The sequence below is a fragment of the Bacillus cereus group sp. MYBKT14-1 genome, assembly GCF_051915185.1.
In the GTDB taxonomy this organism is placed as follows: Bacteria; Bacillota; Bacilli; order Bacillales; family Bacillaceae_G; genus Bacillus_A; species Bacillus_A cereus.
In genome coordinates this window covers 170,331-194,149 of the sequence record NZ_JBQAEF010000002.1, presented here as the reverse complement: position 1 = coordinate 194,149, position 23,819 = coordinate 170,331, and the positions used below count along the sequence as shown (strand labels likewise).

Here is a 23,819-nt window from a genome sequence, read left to right as displayed (position 1 = left end):
TTGATTTTTCAGTCTATTATTATTTATACTAAATGTATTGGACAGGGAAGAGTAACTATTAAGCATCTTTTTGAGAATAAGGTATTGTTAGCGTGGGTTATACAAAGTGGTATAAAGATTCGCAAAAAATATTATAAAAGGTTTCGGGGGAATTGGTACATGAAAAATAGCATGACTTACATTCAATTATTAAATGAAACGTTACGTTGTTATGCAAATAAAGGAAGTTTTGAAGCGTACAATTATATAATGGAAAACGCTACAGGTGTAATAGGGAATGAGGCGCAAATATATAATTTTAAGTATGCACTCGCAAGTGCATCGGGACTTGAAAAAGAAGCATTACATTTAATGAGAGAGGCCATTATAGAAAAGGGATTCTGGTATGGAAATGAGTATTTAATTTCCGACGAAGATTTAAAATCACTACATAAATTTGAAGAATTTCATACAATGGTGCAATTATGTAAAGAAAGAGAAGAATTAGCACATAAAAAGGAAAGACCAGATGTGAAATATATATACAGCAAGAAAGAAGGAAATCTACTACTTACATTGCACGGTGACCAAGAAAATATTCAAATAGTAGAGCCATATTGGAAATCAGTTTTGAAACAAGATTACACGTTAGCTTTACCACAGTCTTCACAAATTCAGTTTTTAGATGGATTTGTTTGGGATGATATAGAGAGAGGGAAAGAAGAATTAAAAGGGCATTACAATAAGTTTATAGAAAACCATACAGTAGAAAATGTAATCATTGGTGGTTTTTCTGCAGGGGCAAGAGTAGCTTTATATACGATTTTGCAAAAAGATATAGAGGTTGATGGTTTTGTTTTTATGGCACCATGGCTTCCCGAGATTGAAGAATGGGATGAGTTGCTAAGAGTGCTGCAGGATAAACATATAAAAGGATATATAGTATGCGGGGATCAAGATGAAGATTGTTTCGAATCCACGCAGCAATTTGTACAACTATTAAGAGAGAAGAATATAGAACATAAGTATAAAGTTGTGCCTGACTTAGATCATGATTATCCTATTAACTTTGAAGAGCTATTAAAAGAAGCTATTGAATATATAGGAAATGAAAACAATAAGTAGTAAGAAAAAGAGATGCATCATATGTGATGCATCTCTTTTTAGAATTATAAATTAAAAGCATTTGCTAATAAGCGATAAGACTTTAATTTATGTTCAAATTGATGAGTAATCGTGACAATCATAAATTCGTCAGTATTGTATGCTTTGCTTAAGTTTATTATTTTTTCTTTTACAGAAGACGGATCACCAACAATCATACGTTGACGATTTTCTTTTATACGGAATAAATCATAAGCGCTGTATGAATAATTTTGAGCAGTTTCAATAGAAGGTGTACCAGTAGTTCGTTTTCCTTGCTCTAATAATAAGATTGATAAATCTAAACTAGAAGCAATTTTTTCCGCTTCTTCATTTGTTTCTCCGCATATAACAAAAATGGCAACGATTGAATTAGGCTTATCTCCTAAAAATGAAGGCTGATATTGTTCTTGGTAAGCCCTCATAACTTCAGGGCCTCCGAAGCCATTAATAAATTGCGCAAATGCGAAAGAAGCTCCGTTGTTTGCAGCAATTTTAGCGCTCTCTCCGCTAGAACCGAGCATCCACATTTCAGGAGACGTTGGGATAACTGGAGTGGCTTTTAAGTTTGCATAGTGATGGTTTTCTGGTACTTGATCATGTAAGTACATTGCAACATCTGCAATTTGTTCTGGATATTGATCAAGTGAGACCATTTTCCCTTCTTGAAGTGCGCGAGTTGCTATTGGCATACCACCAGGAGCTCTACCAACACCGAGATCGATGCGGTTCGGATACAGTGCTTCTAGAACACGGAAATTCTCAGCGACTTTATATGGGCTATAATGCGGTAACATAACACCACCTGAACCGACTCTAATACGGTCCGTTTTCGCGGCAATATGAGAAATAAGTATTTCTGGACTTGAACCAGCTAAGCTTACGGAATTATGATGTTCGGATACCCAAAAACGTGTGAATCCGAGTTTTTCAACTTCTTGTGCAAGCGTAACTGTATGTGAAAAAGCTTGGGCTGCTGTGCTACCATCTGAAATAGGTGATTGGTCTAATACACTTAACTTGATCATAGAATATACCTCTCAATCTTAATGTACATCCTATTATATATTTACTTATGAAAAATGCGTAGTGAAATGCTCAAAATGAAAAGCGGATAATCTTATTTCCGCTTTTAACGAGAAAATCCGCGTTCATAATGATTCATTTCGACTAGATTTAAAATATATTCATAGTTGTCAATTTCACGTTTTAGTTGTTCACGTTCTTTTTCAGATAGTGTCATATTGTTAAGTTTTTTACATAAGTTTTGTTTCTTTAATTCTAAATGTTTTTTTGTAGCATGGTAGTCATAAGTATGTTTCATTTTTAACCACTCCTTCTTTGCAGTTGCTATATTATACGAAGTATAAAGAAATGTGAGATCTGTCTCTTATGTACTTTTAGTGAATATTCAAATTGCAATGATGTTATGTTTATGGGGATGTATGAATAAAATGCATTAAACCACTAACGTCCATTTGATGAAGTAAGGGGTGGAATTGTGCAGAAAGATATAATGTATAACACTGAAATGGATGAAGCGTTAAAAGTTATAGATAAAGGATTGAAGAAGACGATAAGCCCAAAACAAATTATTGTAGTGGGAGCTGGTATGGCTGGGTTAGTTTCAGCTTCTTTATTAAAGGCTGCAGGACATGATGTGAAAATTTTTGAAGCAAATAACCGGGTAGGTGGCCGTATAGAAACGGTTAGAATGGAAGATACCGGATTATATTTAGATGTTGGAGCAATGAGGATTCCATATTCGCATACATTAACGATGACATATATAAGAAAATTTGGGCTACAGGTGAGACCTTTTATTAATAGGAATGAGACGGATATTATATACGTAAATGGACGGAAAACGACGTTAAAACAATATGAAAAAGATCCAAGTATTCTAAGATATCCTGTGGAAATGAATGAAGTTGGAAAAACGTCAGAGGAATTATTATTGTTAGCGGTACAGCCCATTATAAATTTTATAAAAAAGAACCCAGAAAAAAATTGGGACGTTGTAGTAAAGGATTTTGGGAGATATTCCACAGGACAATTTTTGAAGTATCATCCTTATCAGTATAATACTTACTTTTCGCCAGTAACAATTGAGATGATCGGTGTTCTATTAGATCTAGAAGGTTTTTTAGAACGGTCGTTTGTAGAGACTTTACGCTTTCTATACATTATGCAAGAGGAGAGCGGATTTTGTGAAATTGTGGGCGGGAATGATAGATTACCAAAGTCATTTTTACCGCAATTAGAAGAAAATATTATATATAATCAAAAATTAATGAAGTTACATCAACACGATAATGGTGTGACAGCTTTCTATCGGAACGAGGAAACTTTTGAATATAGCAGTATTACAGGAGATTTAGTTATTGTTACCATTCCGTTTTCGACAATGCGTTTTGTAGAAGTAGATCCGTTTGATTCTATATCTCATGAAAAATGGAAAGCAATTCGTGAATTACATTATATGCCTGCGACGAAAATAGGAATTCAATTTAAAAGCCGATTTTGGGAAGAACAAGGACAATTAGGTGGCAGAATTATAACAGATTTGCCAATTCGTTATGCCTATTATCCAAGTTATGGAATTGGTGAGAAAGGACCGGCTATGATGTTAGGTAGCTATACATGGTCTTATGACGCATTGTTATGGGATGGTTTATCGAAAGGTGATCGTATTTATTACGCATTACACAACTTAGCAACAATATTAGGTGGTCAAGTGTATGATGAGTTTATATCTGGAATATCAAAAAGCTGGACATTGGATCCGTATGCGCTTGGAGGATTTGCACTTTTTCAAGCAGGTCAAGAATCTGAGCTGCAACCAGCGATTGTCAAACCAGAGGGGAGAATATTCTTCGCTGGAGATCATACAACGCTATATCACGGATGGATTCAAGGTGCGATTGAATCTGGAATTCGTGTAGCGGCGGAAGTGAATGAGTAAAAGGTTTTTAATTCAGAAAATTCTTTACTATATAAATTGAGATGGATATTATTATATATAAAAGAATTATGGGGAGTGTTTACAGTGAATCCGTTATTATTCGATTTTCCTTCTGAATTTTATACTGACAGGCTTTTTATTCGAATGCCGAAACCAGGAGATGGTAAAGTTGTATATGATGCAATTCAGGCTTCAATACAAGAACTGAAACCTTGGATGGTGTTTGCACAAAAAGAGCAAACAGAGCAAGAAATAGAAGAAAGTATTAGAAAATCACATATTCAATTTTTGCAACGTGAGGATTTAAGATTACTAGTATTTTCGAAAGAAACAGGTGAATTTATTGCTTCAGCCGGATTACATCGTATTAATTGGGATATACCTCAATTTGAAATCGGATATTGGATTGATACAAGGTTTAGCGGAAAAGGCTATATGGTAGAGGCTGCGAAAGGTATAACGGATTACGCTTTTTCTGAATTGAAAGCAAACCGTGTAGAAATTCGTTGTGATTCTTTAAATAAGAAGAGTAGAGCGATACCTGAGAAATTAGGCTTTAAGTTAGAAGGTACGTTAGAAAGTGCGAGTGTTGCGGTAGATGGAAACGGATTAAGGGATATGTGTGTATTTGCCATGACTAGAAATACATATGAAAAAGAAGAGCTGTAAGAAAACAGCTCTTCTTTTTATGCATTATGGTACAGGATGCCCATTAGAGCTTTCGAAAATTGTAAACCATTGTTGACGATCTAAGTTAACGTTTGTAGCAAGAGCAGCTGTTTTTACGCGATCTAATTTACCTGAGCCAACGATTGGCATCATATTAGCTGGATGAGCAAGTAACCAAGCATACATAACCGTATCGATATTAGAAACACCTAGCTCAGTAGCAACTTTTTGCACAGTTTCGCGTACACGTACAGCACGTTCTGATTGACCAGTAAAGATCTCACCACCAGCAAGAGGTGACCAAATCATTGGATTGATTCGTTTTTCTTGGCATAAGTCAATTGTTCCTTTTTCAAAATGCTCAAGCTGCAATGCAGAAACTTCAATTTGGTTCGTAATAAGTGGAAAATCTAAGTACGAACTTAACATATTAAATTGTGAAGGTAAGAAGTTAGATACACCGAAGTGACGAACTTTTCCTTCTTGTTTTAATTGTGAAAAGGCTTTTGCCACTTCATTTGGATCCATAAAAGGGTCGGGACGATGAATAAGTAATACGTCAATATAATCTGTATGTAAGTTGTTAAGTGATGCTTCTACACTTTGCATAATATGCTCTGTACTAGTATTGTAGTGAGCAACATATCGTTCTGGAAATTTCGGTGATGGGGGAGCGATTCCACACTTTGTAATAATTTGCATGTTTTCTCGTAAGGAAGGCTTTAATTGTAAAGCTTCGCCAAATAACCCTTCACACGTATATCCGCCGTAAATATCAGCGTGATCAAAAGTAGTAATTCCCATATCCATACAATCTTCAATGAAAGAAAGTAATTCTTGTTTTGTCATATTCCATTCTGCTAAACGCCAAAATCCTTGAATAATACGAGAAAATTCTAGCGTTTCAGCCATTTGAACTCGCTCCATTATAAGTACCCCCTTGATGAATGATTATTATTTTGAAAAGGCTTTCTTACTACATATTATTATATAGTTAGAGGGGCGTACAAACAATAAATATGTTTTGCTACAAAAACGATTTTCTCTATATGTTATAATGTAGAAACATATAGCTAGAAGGAGATGTACGAAATGATTCCAGTAACAATATTAACTGGTTTTCTTGGATCTGGGAAAACGACATTATTAAATCGTATTTTATCAGAAAATCACGGTAAGAAATTAGCGGTGATTGTAAATGAAATAGGGCAAATTGGCATTGATAATCAGTTGATTATGAATGTGGAAGAAGAAATTATGGAAATGACAAATGGCTGTTTATGCTGTACTGTACGTGAAGATTTACTCGTTGCTTTAAAACAGTTACTGGACGTAAAAGCGGAAGGGAAAATGGATTTTGATGGTTTAGTAATTGAAACGACTGGCCTTGCAAATCCAGGCCCGATTATTCAAACATTCTTTTTAGATCCAGTCATTCAATCTGCTTACCAAATTAACGGTGTTGTAACGGTAGTAGATAGTTATCATATACATAAACATTTTGAAAAAGGATTAGAAGCAAAAGAGCAAATTGCGTTTGCTGATGTCGTTTTAGTAAATAAATTAGATTTAATTGAAGAGAATGAGAAAGAAAATCTCTTGCATGAAATTCAAGGAATTAACCCGACTGCAAAGTTAATTGAGGCGACTAACTGTGAGGTAGATATACCATCTTTATTACAAATCCAAACGTTTAAAACGAAAGATAAGTTGCAAATTTACCCTCATAAAGAACATAACCACTTAGAAGGTGTGAAATCATTTGTATTACGTGAAGAACGTCCGCTGGATTTACAAAAGCTTAATGAGTGGATGTCAGCTGTCGTTCAAGAGCTAGGGGAATATTTATATCGTTACAAAGGAATTTTATCGATAGATGGAGTAGATAAACGTATCGTTTTCCAAGGTGTACATACGTTATTTGCTGCTTCGTACGATAGAGAGTGGCAAGAGGGAGAAGAGCGAGTAAGTGAAGTAGTTTTTATCGGAAGAGATATTAATAAAGAGTGGTTCCAAGAACATTTCGAGGAGTGTGTGAAATAAGTCTGCGTAAATTGTAGGCTTATTTTTTATGAGCACTCTATTAGATTGTAAAACAGAATTAAATAAGGGAAAGAAACTAAAAATTGATAACTGTATAATAAAAAGCCTGTTTTCACAGGCTTGTATTTTCGTCTATTAGTAACTCCATTACAACACCTACAACTGGACCTTCATCATCAATATCCCCATTTAAGCGGAAACCAAATGATTCATACAGTCCCATTGCAAGTTTGTTGTCTGGATGTAAACTTAAGTAAATTATTTTACATTCAAATTTTTCTTGTAAGAATTGAATGAGTAAGCGAAGGAAACGTTTTGCGTATCCTTTTCCTTGATATTGTTGGTCAATCATAAAGCGATCGAGCCATACACTTTTATGTTTTACTGAATACCATCCATACATTGCGTATCCTACAAGTGTTTCGCCATCATATAAACCTACTGACGTTCCGTTTCCTTCATATAATGATTCTGCTAAAGAAAACGCGTTACTTTCAATAAATTGTTGCTGATCTTTTGCGACGTCTAAAGCAACTACTGAACGCCAATTTTTTGCTGTTACTTCACAAATGTGAAGATTCATAATTCCAACTCACCTTCTAAATTAATATAGCTTTCAAGCTAATATGGATAATTTTACTTGTTATTTTGGTCAAGTCAAGGATAAATACATAAAAAGGCAGCTGAATAACAGATTCAGCTGCCTAGAAAATATAATGGATTAGTTTGTTGCTTCTTTCAATGTATTTACGTTTTCTTCCATTAAAGTGAAGTAATCTTTATTATTTTTTGCATCATCTTCAGAAATAGTAGCTAAGTGATTTAAGCGTAAAACTTTTGTACCTGTTTCTTTTTGAATTACAGAAGCTACTTTTGGAGTCGAGAATGTTTCAAATAAAATATATTTTAGATTATGTTCTTTTACTGTTTTTGTAATGTCAGCAAGCTGCTTTTGAGATGGTTCATCAGAAGCTGAAATTCCAGCGATAGGAATTTGTTTTAGGCCGTATCGTTGTTCCCAGTAACCATAGGCAGCATGAGAAACTAAAATTTCTTTCGTTTTTGCGTTCGCTACAGCTGCCTTAAATCCATCGTCTAAATCAGTAAATTTAGTTTGAAGTGCTGCAAAGTTTTTTTCGAATTCTTGTTTATGTTCAGGTTGTAATTCTACAAGTGCATTTTTAATTTTTTCTGCCTGTTTCATTGCTAGAGTAGGATCTAACCAAACATGCGGGTCTTTATCATGATGATGTTCATCTTCTTTATGGCCATCTCCATGATCATGATGCTCTTCTTCAGTAGAAGCACGAAGCTCAATACCTTTAGATGCATTTACAATTTTAACATTTTCTTTTTGTAATGTTTTTTCCATTTTTTCAGCAAATGGTTCTAATTCAGCGCCGTTATAAACAAATAAATCGGCTTTTGCAACTTGTACTGTTTGTTTTTGACTTGGTTCAAATGTATGTGAATCTGCACCAGGTGGGTAAATTGCTTCAACATTTACATAGTCGCCACCAATTTTCTTTGCGAAATCAGCAAGTGGGAAAATCGTTGTATAAACTGTTAGCTTTCCATCTTTCTTGGCATTACTTTCTTTTTTATTTGAGCAGCCAGCGAAAATTAAGGTAAAAATAAGTAAGAATGAAAATATAGTCAATCTTTTAGGCATGAAGTTCTCCTCTTTTCTTTTTTACGGATATATTTTCCCCAATTATAGAAGAAAAATATCATTTTAATACAAAACGGAATAATTACGTTTTAGTTTGCGAACTTAGTATAATACATCTTTAATAAAGTTGCAATAAATAATAATCATTACGATTTGTTTTTGTTATAAAGTTGTCAAATATAGGTGTATTATTTTTGCAAATGCATGCATATGTGACAACGCTGTTTTCATATATTGAAAAGGAGGTAAAGAGGGGGATGAGTGCTTGGGTTACTTAATGGAAGCTATTTTATTAATATTAGCGGTAGTATTGCCATTATCTTTCGTATTAATTTTTTTAAGAAGATTAATAAGTAATTTAGGGGACGCTACAACAATAACGAAATTACAAGAGAGAGATGAGAAAAAAGAGTGAGTAAAGCACTATGCGTACGCATAGTGTTTTACTTGTGGTAAAATAAGAGCAGGAAACTCCTAAAGGTTGTATTTTACTGAAGGAGAGAAAAGTAAAATAAGAGGTATATGCATATATGAATAAGCGAACAGCGTTAATACTTGGTGCAAGTGGTTTAGTTGGACAAGAGATAACGCGTCTATTACTTGAATCAGATTACTACGATTCGGTTACTATTTTTGTAAGAGAGCCAATGCAATTGCAACATGAGAAGTTACAGCAGAAACAAGTTGATTTTTCGGTATTAGAGGAATATAAAGAGTTCTTTGCTGTGGATGATGTTTTTAGTTGCTTAGGAACAACAATAAAAAAAGCAAAAACAAAAGCAAATTTTAAAAAAGTAGATTATGAATATACGTTACGAGCTGCGTGTTTAGCTGAAAAACAAGGGGTACAAAATTTCCTTGTCGTGTCCTCAATGGGAGCGAATCCTAAATCATTTTTCTTTTATTCACAAGTGAAAGGAAAAATGGAAGAAGAATTGCAAAAGTTAGTGATCGGTGGTATTCACATTTTTAGACCATCATTATTAGTAGGAAATCGACAAGAATTTCGTTTCGGCGAACGAATGGCTGAAAAATTATCTCGTATTATTCCGTTTATCTTTAAAGGGGCTTTCAAAAAATATAAACCAATTTCAGCTAAAGATGTGGCGAAAGGGATGTATATAACCGCGCTGCGAGAAGAATCGGGTATCCATACTTATAATTCAAATGAAATTACAACGATAGAATAAATAAAACCGAGAAGAATGACTTCTCGGTTTTATTTATTCGTATGAATTTTTCCTGGTGCTCGCTTATATTGGTGAGGTTCTTGCAATTCAAAGCCAAGTTCATTTGCCGCTATTCTCGGGAAGTACGGATTGCGAAGTAACTCACGTCCGATAAAAATTAAATCTGCTTCGTTATTGTTTAAAATTTGCTCTGCTTGTACTCCAGTCGTAATTAATCCAACTGCACCAGTTGCAATGTTAGCATGCTCTTTAATATGTTTGGCGTATTGTACTTGGTAACCAGGATACACATCAATATGTGCTGGTACAACTGCACCAGAACTACAATCGATTAAATCTATTCCCTGTTCTTTCATCCATTTTGTATACTGAACATAATCTTGAACTGTTAACCCTTCAGGATGATAATCATTTGCTGAAATACGGACAAATAACGGTCCGTTCCAAACTTCATTTATCGAGTCAATGATTTCGCGTAAGAAACGATAGCGGTTTTCAGGTGAGCCGCCGTATTCATCCGTCCGTTTATTAGTAAGTGGTGATAGGAATTCATTGATAAGGTAACCGTGAGCGCCATGTATTTCAATAACATCAAATCCAGCTTGTTTTGATCGTACTGCAGCTTGCTGAAAAGCTAATACAGTATTTTTAATTTGGTGTTTGCTCATTTCTATTGGCATTTTCATTGTTTCATTAAATGGAATGGCTGAAGGAGCTAACGCATCTGTTTCTAATTCTGCTTTTCTTCCGGCGTGAGCGAGTTGAATGGCAGCTTTTGCGCCGTTATCATGTATAAAAGTAGTCGTTTTATGTAAGCCTTCAATTAGGTTGTCATCCCAAATACCTAAGTCTTTGTTAGAAATTCGTCCTTCAGCTAACACCGCAGTTGCTTCAACCATAACTAAACCTACTTGGCCAGCAGCGCGAGTTCCATAATGAATGAGATGAAAATTCGTAACGCGGCCATCCTCATTCCCCGATGAATACATACACATAGGCGACATAACGATACGATTTTTTAGTGTAACGTTCTTAATTGTATAAGGTGAAAAAAGCTTGGAATTCATCAAATAGCCTCCTTGATTGAATTTTCTTATATTTTACCATTCTCTTTTTTGTTTCTCTAATAAAACGCTTATACGAAAAATTTTGTATATTCGTGTTACAATGACTAATATGAACTGAATTGGAGGATGGCATATGTACCAGGCTTATTATGAAAGCGAAGTAGGTTTGCTTGAAATTACAGCGAATCAAGAAGGAATTACGTCTGTTATATTTGTTGATGAACGACAAGAAGAAAATAAAAATGAAATGATAGAACAATGTATAAATGAGTTAGATGAATATTTTAAAGGGAAAAGAAAAGAGTTTACGGTCCCGCTGTCTGCGGAGGGAACAGCATTTCAAAAAAATGTATGGGATGCACTTTATACTATTCCATACGGCGTAAGTGCTTCATATTTAGATATTGCAGAGAAAGTTGGAAATATAAAAGCTGTACGGGCAATAGGAGGGGCAAATAGTCGGAATCCAATTTCAATAATTGTTCCATGTCACCGTGTAATAGGAAAGAGTGGAAAGCTTGTTGGATATGCTGGTGGTTTATGGAGGAAAGAGTGGTTATTAAAACACGAAGGTATTTTGAAATGACGTATGGATGGGAAGAGGGATTGTTTTGAAATGTATAAATTGTGGGCAACCTTGCGAGGAGGAACAGTTAAATTGTGCAAGTTGTCAGCGAAACTTGGATAATGAACAAGAGGAAGGTAGCTCGTTAATAGATAAAGAACTGGAAGTATATGTAGGGAGACAATATCCGTATTACAAAAGGAAATGGGATCTTGAGAATAAGCGGATTGCTAGGTGGAGCTGGAATGGTTGGGCTGCTGTCTTCAATATAGGCTGGCTAGGATATCGTAAGTATTATGTACCAGCTGCTTTATTTATGTTGTTATTAGTAGCGTGTGATGCGTTTTCGTATTATATGGGATTTAATGTAGCGTTGCCAATCATTAATATGGTGCCTCTTACGTTTTTATTACTCATTTTTATTCTGTTTGGAATGGGGATTTTTGCAAATGGATTATACTATCAATTTGCGGAAAGACGTATATACCGAATAAAAGCAAGAGAAATAAAAGATAAATCAGTTGAAAACTATCTAATCAATGATAGCGGCGGAACGAGCAAAATGGGAGCGACAATTGTTACTATTTTAGCAGTTGCTAGCATATTTTTTAGCCATTTCTTTTTTCCGACTGATCGAGACGTTATTCAAAAGGTTCGTACAAGCTCGCTTTATGAATATCCTTTCTTTTCAATAGGTGAATCTTTCGAAAATTATTTTCAAAATTCAGGTTGGATATATTATCGTGGAACGGAAGGGTTAGAATTAGTAGAATTCCAAGGATATAACACCGGAATGCCAAGACAAAAGGTGAAGATTCAATTTGTTGTCGATTATAAATTAGGTGAAGTGGAACCATACTCACTTATGATTAATGGTGAATCTAAAACTGAAGAAGAGTTTTTGAAGCTGATGGAAGAAATATTTAAAGTTCAAAATCCATTTGATATAGAGGATGGATTACAAGTAAATGCTATTCAAGAAAGCGGCTGGAAAGAAATTTCCGATCGCTTTTTTCTATGTTTGTTAAAATAAATATTTAAAATAATCAGAATCTTTTGTATAATGAAATATATTATATAGGATTTAACTTATACATATAGATTGGGGGAAGGAAGAATGAAGAGAAAGACAACAACAATTGCTGCACTTGCGTTAACGACGAGTGTATTGGTTGCAGGATGTGGGAATGGTGAGAAGGCTTCGACAACGAAGAAAGAATCGAATAAGGGAATGGCCGATAAACAAGTTTTAAATTTGCTAGAAACAGCTGAAATTCCTTCAATGGATACATCTAAATCAACAGATTCTGTATCTTTCCGTGTATTTGTAAATGCAATGGAAGGTTTATATCGTCTAGATAAAGATAATAAACCAACACCAGGTATGGCAAAAGATGTGAAGATTAGTGAAGATAAAAAGACATATACATTTGAATTACGTGATGCGAAATGGTCAAATGGTGATCCAGTTCGAGCACAAGATTTTGTATATGCATGGCAACGTACATTAGATAAAGCATTAGCGGCAGAATATGCATTCATTTTATTTGATGTGAAAAATGCACAGAAAGTAAATAAAGGTGAATTACCAGCAGATCAATTGGGTGTTAAAGCGAAGGATGATAAAACGTTGGTAGTAGAATTAGAGCAACCAGCACCTTATTTTCTTGAGCTTACGTCGTTCCCTACATTTTTCCCATTAAATGAAAAATATGTGAAAGAGCAAGGAGATAAATACGGATTAGAAGCAGATAAATTATTATATAATGGACCATTTACAATGAGTCAATGGAAACATGAACAAAATTATCAGTTGAAGAAAAATCCTAATTATTGGGATAAAGATACTGTAAAATTAGACGAAATTAATGTAAGTATTGTGAAGGAAACAAGCACGGGAGTAAATTTATATGATAGTGATCAAGCAGATCGAGTTATTTTAACTTCTGAATTTGTTGATAAATATAAAAAGAATAAGCCAGATGAATTTAAAACGAAGTTAGATCCACGCATATATTTCTTGCGTTTTAACCAAAAAAATGCAACATTTAAAAACCAAAAAGTACGTGAAGCGATTGATTTAGCATACGATAAAAAAGGAATTGCTGATGTCATTTTAAATGACGGTTCATTGCCAGCATATTTCTTAGTACCTGAAAAATTCACGACAGGTCCGGATGGAAAAGATTTCCGCTCTGTAAATAAAAACTTCCGTGATAGTAAAGATAATGCAGAGAAAGCAAAAAAATTATGGGAAGAAGCGAAGAAAGAGCTTGGTCAAGATACAATTACGGTTGAATTACTAAACGATGATAACGGTAGCCGTAAAAAAGTAGGCGACTTTATTAAGGAAGAACTAGAGAAAAACTTGCCTGGTATTAAAGTAAATTTGAAACAGCAACCATACAAGCAGAAGCTAGATTTAGAAAAGAAATTCCAATACGAATTCTCATTATCTGCATGGAGCCCTGATTATCCGGATCCAATGACTTATATTGATATGTTTGTTACTGGAAGCTCATTTAATGAAATGGATTATTCTAATCCGAAGTATGATGATTTAGTAGCGAAATCAAAAGGAGAGCTATTAAAAGATGATAAAGCACGCTGGAATGCACTTGCGGAAGCTGAAAAAATCTTAATTGGTCAAGACGCAGCAATTTCTCCTACTTACCAACAAAGTACAGCTTATTTAGAGAAGCCGTTTGTAAAAGGTATTGCTAACCATACGTTTGGCGGGGACTTCAGTTATAAATGGGCATATATTACAAAAAAATAGTATAATAAAAGATGAGTGAATTTTCGCTCATCTTTTATTTGTATAAGGAGGAATTATAGTTGTTAAGGGGAATCAATCATATTTGTTTTTCGGTATCTAATTTAGAAAACTCTATTATGTTTTATGAAAAGGTATTAGAAGGAGAATTATTAGTTAAAGGAAGAAAATTGGCTTATTTTAACATATGTGGAGTATGGATAGCGCTTAATGAAGAGACGCATATTTCGAGAAATGAGATTCATCAATCTTATACGCACATTGCATTTTCTGTTGAACAAGAAGACTTTAAATGTCTAATACAGCGATTAGAAGAAAATGATGTTCATATTTTAAAAGGAAGAGAACGTGATGTCAGAGATTGCGAATCTATATACTTTGTTGATCCTGACGGTCATAAATTTGAGTTTCACTCAGGGACACTGCAAGACCGTTTAAATTATTATAGAGATGAGAAACCTCATATGACATTTTATTAGGGAGGGATAGCATTTGCATGCACTTGTAATTGGTGGAACAGGAATGCTAAAGAAAGTTTCTATGTGGTTTTGTGAGAAAGGATTTTATGTTTCTATTATCGGGCGAGATGAAGTGAAATTAGAAAATGTTAAGCGGATGAGTTCTGCACCAGAAAATATTACATGCCTTTCGTTAGATTATCATAATGATGAAGATGTAAAGCTAGCTATTAAAAGTACAATTAAGAAAAATGGTCCGATCACATTAGTTGTTGCATGGGTACACACAAGTGTAAAGCATACACTATCAAATATTTGTAAAGAACTAGATTTGTCGTCTAAAACATATAGTTTATTTCATATTTTAGGTAGTAAAGCATCACGTATGCCTGCACAAAAAATAGGGAGTACGCGATGTATGTATCATAGAATTATTTTAGGTTTTATTTTAGAAGATACATATGGAAGATGGCTTACGCATGAAGAGATAGCTGATGGAGTTATAAAAGGGATTGAAAGTAAACGAGCGGAGTGGATTGTAGGGAGAGTTGAACCGTGGGAAATACGACCAACATGGTGAGGGGGAGTAAGAAATGAAAACAACTATATATGTAACAAGGCATGGTGAAACAGAGTGGAATGTAGCGAAGCGAATGCAGGGACGGAAAAATTCTGCTTTAACTGAAAATGGTATAGTTCAGGCGAAACAATTAGGGAATCGAATGAAAGATTTACCAATCCATGCGATCTATAGTAGTCCGAGCGAAAGAACACTTCATACGGCAGAGTTAATAAAGGGGGAACGTGATATACCTATTATAGCGGATGAGCATTTCTATGAAATCAACATGGGTATATGGGAAGGACAAACAATTGCGGATATAGAAAAGCAATTTCCAGAAGAAGTACATCTATTTTGGAATGAGCCACATCTTTTTCAGTCAACATCAGGCGAAAATTTTGAGGCCGTTTATGAAAGAGTAATTGAAGGGATGCAGCTTCTTTTAGAGAAGCATAAAGGACAAAACATATTGATTGTTTCTCATGCAGCAGCAGCAAAATTACTTGTGGGGCATTTCGCGGGAATTGAAATAGAAAATGTGTGGGATGATCCATTTATGCATGGTGCCAGTTTGAGCATAATAGAATTTGAAGAGGGTAATGGTAAAGTGAAGCAATTTGCAGATATAAGTCACTTTCAATAAATGTAAAAAAGGCCGCAAAACGGCCTTTTTTTGGTGGTGTAAAAACTAGCAGTTACGTTTTTTATACCAGAAATGATCGAATTTCTTATTTTTGCAAGATGGGAATTTATGTCCGCCGCCTTTGCAATTATTCCATTTGTGTCCGCTATCGTGACAGTCTTTACCATGATCACATGAATCATCGCAAGAGCCACCGTGTCCGTTAGGGAAGAACTCGCATTTTTTACAGTAACATCGTTTAGTCCAGTAAAATTTCTTTTCAAAGCGCACACATTTTGTAACGAATGTACAATGTTTTCTACGCGTACGTTTTGTAACTAAAACGCATTCTTTTCTACGTGTTACTTTCGTAACAAACGTCCATTTTTGAACGCGTACGCGAGTACATTTCGTAACAAATGTCCATTTTTTTACATGAGTACATTTTGTAACAAATGTACAATGTTTCACACGAGTACATCTTGTTCTTGGGCAATTACAATCATCGCTACATTCAACTTTTGAAGAGCAATCATCATCGCATTCAAAAGTACTTGGATCTTGGTGTAAGAAATCCTCCATCCCAGCACTTTTGATTTCTTCAACAGCTTTTCTAATATCACGTTTCATAGAAATCCTCCTTATCATGTATTAAAGTGAAAAGGTATTCTTTTTCCTTAACATGATATGTATGTAGGCATCTTTCTGAACAGGACAAGAGTGTAATTTTATATAAATAGATGATTGCGGATGTATGGACAAGACAAGGCGCATACATTGAATGAAGAGAACTGAGAAGGGATGAGAAAACATGCTGCCTTCATATGATTTTTTTGTTCATCCAATGTACTTAGTGGAATTGAAAAAGGACATTTGGTCAGATAGTCCAGTGCCAGCAAAATTAACTTATGGAAAAAAGAAGTATGATATTGATATCGTATACCGAGGAGCTCATATTCGCGAATTTGAGAAAAAGTCTTATCATGTTATGTTTTATAAGCCTAAAAAATTTCAAGGTGCGAAAGAGTTTCATTTGAATTCGGAGTTTATGGATCCGTCTCTCATACGAAATAAATTATCTTTAGATTTTTTTCATGATATTGGTGTACTTTCGCCAAAATCACAACATGTATTTATAAAAATTAATGGTCAAATTCAAGGTGTGTATTTACAGTTAGAATCGGTTGATGAAAATTTTTTGAAAAATAGAGGATTACCGAGTGGTTCTATTTATTATGCGATAGATGATGATGCGAATTTTTCATTGATGAGTGAACGGGATAAAGATGTTAAGACAGAGCTCTTTGCGGGTTATGAATTTAAATATTCGAATAAAAATAGTGAAGAACAACTGAGTGAATTTGTATTTCAAGCGAATACTTTGACGAGGGAAGCCTATGAAAAAGAGATTGGGAAGTTTCTACATGTAGATAAATATTTACGATGGTTAGCAGGAGTTATTTTTACGCAAAACTTTGATGGTTTCGTTCATAACTATGCACTATATCATAACGATGAAACAAATTTATTTGAAGTTATACCGTGGGATTATGATGCGACTTGGGGGCGAGATGTACAAGGGAGACCACTTAATCATGAATATATTCGCATTCAAGGGTATAATACGTTAAGTGCAAGATTGCTAGACATACCTGCATTTAGAAAGCAGTATCGAAGTATTTTAGAAGAAATATTAGAAAATCAATTCACAGTTTCGTTTATGAGGCCGAAAGTAGAAGGGTTGTGTGAATTGATTCGCCCATATTTACTACAAGATCCATACATGAAAGAAAAATTAGAAACATTTGATCAAGAGGCTGATATGATTTATGAATATATAAATAAAAGAAGAAAGTATATACAAGACCACTTACATGAATTAGATTAATTTTGAAAGAGATTGAAACGTTATCAATCTCTTTTTTTTGTATAATAAAGATGTATCAATAAAAATGAAGTAATATATTTGATAGAGAATGGGGATGCGGATATATGACGATTAAATGGATTGATTGGGTAAAACAAATACAATCTATAGCTCAAGCGGGTTTAACGTATTCTAAGGATGTGTATGATATTGAGCGTTTCCAGCAATTACGAGATATTTCTATTTCAATGATGTCACATTACACGAAAACAGATTGGGAAGTCGTAGAGAAATTATTTGCAAGTGAGACAGGCTATCAAACACCTAAAGTTGATATAAGAGCGGTTGTTTTTCAAAATGAAAAGTTATTATTTGTGAAAGAAAAAAGCGATGGGAAATGGGCATTGCCAGGTGGATGGGCTGATGTCGGTTATACGCCAACCGAAGTTGTAGCAAAAGAGGTTTTCGAAGAGACTGGTTATGAGGTAGATCATTTTAAGTTACTAGCTATATTTGATAAAGAAAAACATCAACCCTCTCCATCGGCGACGCATGTATATAAGATTTTCATTGGATGCGAGATTATTGGTGGAGAAAAGAAAACTAGCATTGAAACAGAAGAGGTGGAGTTTTTTGATGAAAATGAATTGCCTAATTTATCAATTGCTAGAAATACAGAAGGCCAAATTAAAGAGATGTTTGCCTACATGAAAGACCCGCAGAAAGAGAAATTAATAGATTAATCCTGCTTGAATTGTACATATTGTTAAAATGAAGATATTGGCAGATTGCAGCCTTTATGTAATAATGGGATGGTATGTGAAGAAAAAAGGAGATAAAAAAGAACATGTTAGCAAACATAATAGATCAGTTATTGCAATTTTTTGCAAGCTTAGGTTACTTTGGAGTAGCTCTTGCTTTAATGATTGAAGTAATCCCGAGTGAAATTGTACTTTCGTATGCTGGCTTTTTAGTAGCGAATGGTAAAATTAGTTTTGTGGGTGCAGTTATCGCCGGAACGATTGGTGGTACTTTAGCGCAAATCTTTTTATACTGGCTTGGATACTACGGAGGGCGTCCGGTTGTAGAGAAATATGGGAAATATCTACTTATTAATAAACATCATTTAGACATAGCGGAAGGTTGGTTTAAGCGTTATGGAGCAGGCGTAATATTTTCTGCGCGCTTTATCCCAGTAGTACGTCATGCGATCTCTATTCCAGCAGGACTAGCTAAGATGCCATTAAAACTATTTACACTTTATACGGTTGTAGCGATCATTCCATGGTCAATTCTATTTATATACTTAGGTGAAAAACTTGGTGGGAATTGGCGACAAATTAAAGAGTATGCATCTGATTACACACATTACATAATTATAGGAGCTGTTCTTTTTATTGCTCTATACTTTGGTTTAAAATATTTCAAAAAGAAAAAAGCAGCGCGTTAAAGTCAATGATTTTTCATTGGCTTTTTTTGTTTGTTTCGGTTCTAAAGAAAAGGAGTTGTCCATAATGTGTAATAATAAAGCGTAGCGGAGGAATGTGATGAAAGGGTCACCGTTTATACGTGGAACGATATTTTTAACGATGGCAACGATGATATCAAAAATGTTAGGGTTTATATATGTTATACCATTTACAGCGATGGTCGGTACGAGTGGTTACGTTCTATACACATATGCATATCGTCCTTATACCATCATGCTCAGTATAGCAACAATGGGATTACCGCTAGCTGTTTCAAAGATGGTATCAAAATATGATCAACTGAATGATTATCATACGGTTAAGAGAGTGTTGAAAAGTGGAATCGTGTTTATGTTTATAATGGGAGTCATTTCGTGTTTTACGTTATATATGCTAGCTCCGCATTTAGCTAAACTTGTCATCGATGGGAATGATCAAACGGGGAATAGTGTAGGAGCGGTTACTACTAATATTCGAATTGTAAGTTTTGCGTTAATACTTGTGCCAGTAATGAGTTTATTAAGGGGCTTCTTTCAAGGATTCCAATCGATGGGGCCTTCTGCATTAAGTGTAGTTGTAGAGCAATTTTTTCGGGTTTTAACCATTTTAATAGGAAGCTTTGTTGTTTTATATGTTTTAAAAGCTTCTGTTTCGCTAGCGGTTGGTATTTCAACGTTCGGTGCATTTATGGGAGCTGTAGGTGGATTAACTGCTTTAAGTGCGTATTATATAAGAAGGAGAAGGCACTTAAAGAAAAAAGAGATGGAAAGTATACCACAAACAACGAAATCTTTTTTCTCATTGTATAAGGAGCTCTTTACATATTCTATTCCTTTTGTTGTGGTGGGCTTAGCAATTCCGTTGTATCAGACGATTGATACATTTACAATTAATAAACTACTTATACAAATAGGATATATGCAAGGAGAAGCGGAAAAAATTAATGCGATAATTGGTCTTGTTCAAATGGTTGTGCTTATCCCGGTATCCGTTGCGACAGCTTTTAGTATGTCTCTCGTACCAGAGATGACGAAAGCTTACACAGCAGGAAATACGAAGCTATTGTACAAACATTTTACGAGAACAAATGTATTAGTAGTAGCGATTACGGTACCGGCGGCAATTGGAATGATGGTGTTAGCCAAACCTGTATATACTCTTTTATTCGGTGCTGGAAATGATCCAGAGATGGGGAGAATCATTTTACAGTATTATGCTCCTGCTTGCATACTATTTTCTCTTTTTACAGTAACGGCTGCTATGCTACAAGGAATCAATCAACAGCAGAAGACGGTGCTAGGACTAGTGATTGGAATTATTGTAAAGATAGTTTTAAATATTGTATTGCTTCCGTATTTCGATTATGTAAGTTTTATCATTTCAACATACGCGGGCTATACGATTTCAGTCGGGTTTAACTTGTGGATGCTTTCTAAATATGTTATAAAGGCAACATAAGCTTTTAAGGCAGAGAGCACTCTGTCTTTTTCTATGTTTAGCCCGCTTTAACGGGCATTGAGACCCTCACCTCAAAATACAGCGAAAGAAAAGAAGTTTGGTTGGGGGGCGGGCTACCCGTAAAAGCCCGATTTGTGAGGGCTAATAATCAGCGGGGGATAAAGCCACCTACTGATTAAAGTTTCACTTTATAATATTTTTCCTATAAAAACGTTTTCAAAATAATTTTTCTATTGAAATTTAAACGTATGTTTCATATGCTGAGAATGGCGGTTTAAAAACTGTGATTTAAGAGAGGTAGATTCCTACATGTAAAAAGAATCGGGGTGATAGTATGTTAAATATATATTTAACAGACCGAAACGGAAAACTACAAGAGATTGAGGAAATGCAAAAGGGGTGCTGGATTAATGTACTTCATCCAACAGAAGAAGAAATTCAATATCTAGTACAAACTTTAAATGTAGACTTAGATTTCATTAAAGACCCTTTGGATGATGAAGAACGCTCTCGTATTGAAAAGGAAGACAATAATACTTTAATTATCGTGGATATTCCGACAGTTAGACATGACGAAGAAGGAAATTCGATTTATGACACGATTCCAATAGGTATGATTGTGATGCCGGATTGTTTTGTTACAATCTGCTTAGAAGAGAATCCAATTTTTGAACGTTTTATTAATCAACGTATTAAAGAATTTTATACGTTTAAGAAGACGCGCTTTGCACTTCAGCTCTTATATACGATTTCTACTTATTATTTAAGATACTTAAAGCAAATAAATCGAAAAACAATTGATTTAGAGCATCAATTAAATCAGTCAATGAAAAATAAAGAGATTTTCACATTGTTAGGCCTTGAGAAAAGTTTAGTATACTTTACAACGTCATTAAAGGCTAATAAAATTGTAATTCAAAAGTTAATGCGTAATAGTACATTTTTAAAAATGTATGAAGACGATCAAGATTTATTAGAAGATGTATTAATTGAAAATAAACAGGCTATTGAAATGGCGGAAATATATAGTCACATTTTAAGTGGAATGATGAATACTTTTAGCTCCGTTATATCAAATAATTTAAATAGTGTTATGAAACTGTTAACGTCAATTACCATCATTTTATCTTTACCGACTATGGTTTCTAGTTTCTTTGGAATGAACGTAAAGGTTCCGTTTGAAGGGGAAGCACACGGTTTTGTAATTGTACTCATCATATGTGTAACACTATCTTTCACGTTAGCTTTTGTTTTTTGGAAGAAACGTTACTTTTAACGATAAGAAAGCTGCTCTAGCATAGTTATATAACTACGCTAGAGCAGCTTTTTTGCTATGAAATCTCAAATTTTGAATAGAATATAACTTGTACAATGTAATGTATATAAAGGGTATGTATGCCATATAAACCTTGTTCAATTAATGAAATGGGGTTAAAATTACATATTGTTAATGAAAAGTTGGAGGAAATACATCATGGAATTGTTTCAATTACCGAAAGCATTCCTGCAAATGAATACAATTTTTATCTCCATATTGATCGAAGCACTTCCTTTCGTGCTCATTGGTGTATTTATTTCAGGATTCATTCAAATGTTCGTGACAGAAGATATGGTGGCAAAATGGATGCCGAAGAACCGATTTCTGTCTGTTTTATTAGCTACTTTTTTAGGCATGTTGTTTCCAGGTTGTGAATGTGGAATTGTTCCGATTGTAAGACGATTAATTGGAAAAGGCGTTCCACCATACGCAGGGATTGCATTTATGTTAACTGGACCTATTATTAATCCAGTTGTATTATTTGCTACTTATGTTGCCTTTGGGAGTAGTATGCACATGGTATGGTATCGTTCTATTGTAGCGATTATCGTAGCCATTATCGTTGGAATTATATTATCCTTTATGTTTAAAGAACATCAATTAAGAGATGATCACTTCCCAGAAGTGAATAATAAGCGTCCACTGCGTAAAAAAATGTGGGATGTATGTACACACGCTGTTGAGGAATTCTTCTCAATGGGAAAATATTTAGTACTAGGTGCGTTAATTGCAGCAGCGGTACAAACGTTTGTACAAACTTCAACACTTCTTGCTATTGGACAAGGTCCGTTTTCTTCATCAGCTGTTATGATGGGACTTGCTTATATATTATCACTTTGTTCAGAGGCAGATGCATTTATCGCTTCTTCGTTCCAAAGTACGTTTTCAACAGCTTCACTTGTCGCGTTCCTCGTTTACGGACCGATGGTGGATATTAAAAATATGTTTATGATGCTTGCGACATTTAAAACTAAATTTGTAATTGTTGTTATAGTTACAGTTACTCTTGTTGTTTATGCAAGCTCACTACTCATTTATGCGATGGGGTGGTAGGTTATGTTTCGAGCATATATATTATTAGGTTTTACAATATTAATTGCGCAGCTTCATATTTCCGGTAACATTACGAAGTATATCAATATGAAGTATGCCTATTTATCAACAACAGCGGCAATTATTTTAGGTTTCTTAACGATTGTACAAATTATCGTCGTTTTCCAAAAAGAGCACCAAAAGGAAAAAGAGAAAAATGATTGTAGTTGTGACCATAGCCATTGCGGGCATGATCATTCAAAAGATGAGAATACATGGTGGAAAAAAGCATTTTCATACTCATTATTTTGTTTTCCAATTATCTCAGGGTTATTTTTCCCAATTGCGACGTTAGATTCGGATATTGTTAAAGCGAAAGGATTTCACTTTCCTGTTGCACAAGCAGAAAGTAAGGATCCATTTATGACAAGACAATTTCTAAGACCTGATACGAGCATTTATTACGGGAAAGAAGGATACCGTGGTGTAATGGAAAAAGGGAAGAAAGAGTTTGTTACGAAAGACAATATTAATTTGAAAGATGAAGACTTCCTAAAGGGTATGGAAACAATTTATAATTATCCTGGCGAGTTTACTGGGAAAAAATTATCTTTTAAAGGGTTTGTTTTTAGGGATGATTCTTCTAAAAAAGAACAATACTTCTTATTCCGTTTCGGTATTATACATTGCGTAGCAGATTCTGGTGTGTATGGTATGTTAGTGAAAAAGCCAGAAGGCGTAGAGTGGAAAAATGATGACTGGATTCAAGTAGAAGGAGAGATAACTACTGAGTTTTATCAGCCGTTTCATGCGAATATTCCTGTATTAGAAGTAACAAAATGGAATAAAGTTGAACAGCCGAAAGAACAATATGTATTTAGAGGAGCCGATTGATAAAATCGGTTCTTTTTTGTGGACTAAAAGTTCTGAATGTTGTTAATATTAAACGTGTAGTTCATTTAGT

Annotated in this window: 26 protein-coding genes; 19 read left to right on the top strand and 7 right to left on the bottom strand. The window is 34.5% G+C overall.

What is annotated here, in order from left to right:
• Positions 1-159: 159 nt before the first annotated feature.
• Positions 160-1,104: an alpha/beta hydrolase gene (locus tag ACTFO4_RS07565; protein WP_017673202.1), complete on the top strand. Its 945-nt coding sequence runs from the start codon at positions 160-162 to the stop codon at positions 1,102-1,104.
• Between the two features lie 44 nt (positions 1,105-1,148).
• On the opposite strand, the gene ACTFO4_RS07560 is transcribed toward ACTFO4_RS07565, so the two are convergent.
• Together ACTFO4_RS07560 and ACTFO4_RS07555 are read right to left on the bottom strand one after the other, a co-directional pair.
• Positions 1,149-2,150, bottom strand: coding sequence for an LLM class flavin-dependent oxidoreductase (locus tag ACTFO4_RS07560; RefSeq protein ID WP_000594045.1), 1,002 nt, complete (start codon positions 2,148-2,150; stop codon positions 1,149-1,151).
• A 104-nt stretch (positions 2,151-2,254) separates the two neighbouring features.
• Positions 2,255-2,446, bottom strand: coding sequence for a DUF3896 family protein (locus ACTFO4_RS07555; protein ID WP_000683361.1), 192 nt, complete (start codon positions 2,444-2,446; stop codon positions 2,255-2,257).
• A gap of 177 nt (positions 2,447-2,623) precedes the next feature.
• Between ACTFO4_RS07555 and ACTFO4_RS07550 the strand changes: the two genes are divergently transcribed.
• Both ACTFO4_RS07550 and ACTFO4_RS07545 read left to right on the top strand, forming a co-directional pair.
• Complete coding sequence (locus ACTFO4_RS07550; RefSeq protein WP_001168120.1) at positions 2,624-4,087, top strand: flavin monoamine oxidase family protein; 1,464 nt, start codon at positions 2,624-2,626, stop codon at positions 4,085-4,087.
• Positions 4,088-4,171: 84 nt separating this feature from the next.
• Positions 4,172-4,756, top strand: a complete 585-nt coding sequence (locus ACTFO4_RS07545) for a GNAT family N-acetyltransferase (protein WP_016124471.1) — start codon at positions 4,172-4,174, stop codon at positions 4,754-4,756.
• A gap of 24 nt (positions 4,757-4,780) precedes the next feature.
• On the opposite strand, the gene ACTFO4_RS07540 is transcribed toward ACTFO4_RS07545, so the two are convergent.
• Positions 4,781-5,683 (bottom strand): aldo/keto reductase, encoded by a 903-nt coding sequence (locus tag ACTFO4_RS07540; RefSeq protein ID WP_000442799.1) that lies wholly within the window; start codon positions 5,681-5,683, stop codon positions 4,781-4,783.
• 165 nt (positions 5,684-5,848) lie between these two features.
• Here ACTFO4_RS07540 and ACTFO4_RS07535 point away from each other — a divergent pair, with 165 nt between their 5' ends.
• Entirely contained in the window at positions 5,849-6,799 is a 951-nt protein-coding gene (locus ACTFO4_RS07535; RefSeq protein ID WP_000613421.1) for a CobW family GTP-binding protein, read from the top strand.
• Between the two features lie 112 nt (positions 6,800-6,911).
• Here the strand turns inward: ACTFO4_RS07535 and ACTFO4_RS07530 are convergent, their stop codons facing one another.
• Together ACTFO4_RS07530 and ACTFO4_RS07525 are read right to left on the bottom strand one after the other, a co-directional pair.
• Complete coding sequence (locus tag ACTFO4_RS07530; RefSeq protein WP_001048677.1) at positions 6,912-7,382, bottom strand: GNAT family N-acetyltransferase; 471 nt, start codon at positions 7,380-7,382, stop codon at positions 6,912-6,914.
• Positions 7,383-7,520: 138 nt separating this feature from the next.
• Positions 7,521-8,471: a metal ABC transporter substrate-binding protein gene (locus ACTFO4_RS07525; RefSeq protein ID WP_001126151.1), complete on the bottom strand. Its 951-nt coding sequence runs from the start codon at positions 8,469-8,471 to the stop codon at positions 7,521-7,523.
• 265 nt (positions 8,472-8,736) lie between these two features.
• Between ACTFO4_RS07525 and ACTFO4_RS07520 the strand changes: the two genes are divergently transcribed.
• Together ACTFO4_RS07520 and ACTFO4_RS07515 are read left to right on the top strand one after the other, a co-directional pair.
• Complete coding sequence (locus ACTFO4_RS07520) at positions 8,737-8,886, top strand: hypothetical protein (protein ID WP_000540932.1); 150 nt, start codon at positions 8,737-8,739, stop codon at positions 8,884-8,886.
• 115 nt (positions 8,887-9,001) lie between these two features.
• Positions 9,002-9,661 carry an oxidoreductase gene (locus ACTFO4_RS07515; protein WP_001042736.1) on the top strand — a complete coding sequence of 220 codons (660 nt, stop codon included), beginning with the start codon at positions 9,002-9,004 and terminating at the stop codon, positions 9,659-9,661.
• A 29-nt stretch (positions 9,662-9,690) separates the two neighbouring features.
• Here ACTFO4_RS07515 and namA read toward each other — a convergent pair whose 3' ends face one another.
• Entirely contained in the window at positions 9,691-10,728 is a 1,038-nt protein-coding gene (gene namA / locus ACTFO4_RS07510) for an NADPH dehydrogenase NamA (RefSeq protein WP_017673200.1), read from the bottom strand.
• A gap of 133 nt (positions 10,729-10,861) precedes the next feature.
• Between namA and ACTFO4_RS07505 the strand changes: the two genes are divergently transcribed.
• The 6 genes from ACTFO4_RS07505 (at position 10,862) to ACTFO4_RS07480 (ending at position 15,732) form a co-directional block, all read left to right on the top strand.
• The gene (locus ACTFO4_RS07505; protein WP_000283912.1) at positions 10,862-11,314 is read left to right on the top strand and encodes a methylated-DNA--[protein]-cysteine S-methyltransferase; all 453 of its coding nucleotides are present in this window, start codon (positions 10,862-10,864) and stop codon (positions 11,312-11,314) included.
• 7 nt (positions 11,315-11,321) lie between these two features.
• A complete protein-coding gene (locus ACTFO4_RS07500) occupies positions 11,322-12,326 on the top strand; it encodes a DUF2628 domain-containing protein (RefSeq protein ID WP_078421001.1) in 1,005 nt (334 codons plus the stop codon).
• Between the two features lie 84 nt (positions 12,327-12,410).
• The gene (locus ACTFO4_RS07495; protein WP_000824276.1) at positions 12,411-14,072 is read left to right on the top strand and encodes a peptide ABC transporter substrate-binding protein; all 1,662 of its coding nucleotides are present in this window, start codon (positions 12,411-12,413) and stop codon (positions 14,070-14,072) included.
• 59 nt (positions 14,073-14,131) lie between these two features.
• The gene (gene fosB / locus ACTFO4_RS07490; protein ID WP_000943773.1) at positions 14,132-14,548 is read left to right on the top strand and encodes a FosBx1 family fosfomycin resistance bacillithiol transferase; all 417 of its coding nucleotides are present in this window, start codon (positions 14,132-14,134) and stop codon (positions 14,546-14,548) included.
• A gap of 13 nt (positions 14,549-14,561) precedes the next feature.
• A complete protein-coding gene (locus ACTFO4_RS07485; protein WP_017673198.1) occupies positions 14,562-15,107 on the top strand; it encodes a short-chain dehydrogenase in 546 nt (181 codons plus the stop codon).
• Positions 15,108-15,120: 13 nt separating this feature from the next.
• Positions 15,121-15,732 carry a phosphoserine phosphatase 1 gene (locus tag ACTFO4_RS07480; RefSeq protein WP_017673197.1) on the top strand — a complete coding sequence of 204 codons (612 nt, stop codon included), beginning with the start codon at positions 15,121-15,123 and terminating at the stop codon, positions 15,730-15,732.
• Between the two features lie 45 nt (positions 15,733-15,777).
• Here the strand turns inward: ACTFO4_RS07480 and exsB are convergent, their stop codons facing one another.
• Entirely contained in the window at positions 15,778-16,341 is a 564-nt protein-coding gene (exsB, locus tag ACTFO4_RS07475; RefSeq protein WP_017673196.1) for an exosporium protein ExsB, read from the bottom strand.
• 181 nt (positions 16,342-16,522) lie between these two features.
• Between exsB and cotH the strand changes: the two genes are divergently transcribed.
• From cotH to ACTFO4_RS07440, 7 genes are all read left to right on the top strand, one after another.
• Entirely contained in the window at positions 16,523-17,599 is a 1,077-nt protein-coding gene (gene cotH / locus ACTFO4_RS07470; protein WP_098584069.1) for a spore coat protein CotH, read from the top strand.
• A gap of 104 nt (positions 17,600-17,703) precedes the next feature.
• Positions 17,704-18,321 (top strand): NUDIX hydrolase N-terminal domain-containing protein, encoded by a 618-nt coding sequence (locus tag ACTFO4_RS07465; RefSeq protein ID WP_017673195.1) that lies wholly within the window; start codon positions 17,704-17,706, stop codon positions 18,319-18,321.
• A gap of 104 nt (positions 18,322-18,425) precedes the next feature.
• Positions 18,426-19,028 carry a DedA family protein gene (locus ACTFO4_RS07460; RefSeq protein ID WP_000880691.1) on the top strand — a complete coding sequence of 201 codons (603 nt, stop codon included), beginning with the start codon at positions 18,426-18,428 and terminating at the stop codon, positions 19,026-19,028.
• A gap of 97 nt (positions 19,029-19,125) precedes the next feature.
• Entirely contained in the window at positions 19,126-20,505 is a 1,380-nt protein-coding gene (locus tag ACTFO4_RS07455; RefSeq protein WP_017673193.1) for a putative polysaccharide biosynthesis protein, read from the top strand.
• A 334-nt stretch (positions 20,506-20,839) separates the two neighbouring features.
• On the top strand, positions 20,840-21,781 hold the full coding sequence (locus ACTFO4_RS07450; protein ID WP_000932389.1) for a magnesium transporter CorA family protein: 942 nt from the start codon (positions 20,840-20,842) through the stop codon (positions 21,779-21,781).
• 198 nt (positions 21,782-21,979) lie between these two features.
• Positions 21,980-22,876 carry a permease gene (locus ACTFO4_RS07445; RefSeq protein WP_000418716.1) on the top strand — a complete coding sequence of 299 codons (897 nt, stop codon included), beginning with the start codon at positions 21,980-21,982 and terminating at the stop codon, positions 22,874-22,876.
• A gap of 3 nt (positions 22,877-22,879) precedes the next feature.
• Positions 22,880-23,749 (top strand): TIGR03943 family putative permease subunit, encoded by an 870-nt coding sequence (locus ACTFO4_RS07440; RefSeq protein WP_440013555.1) that lies wholly within the window; start codon positions 22,880-22,882, stop codon positions 23,747-23,749.
• Positions 23,750-23,819: the final 70 nt, after the last annotated feature.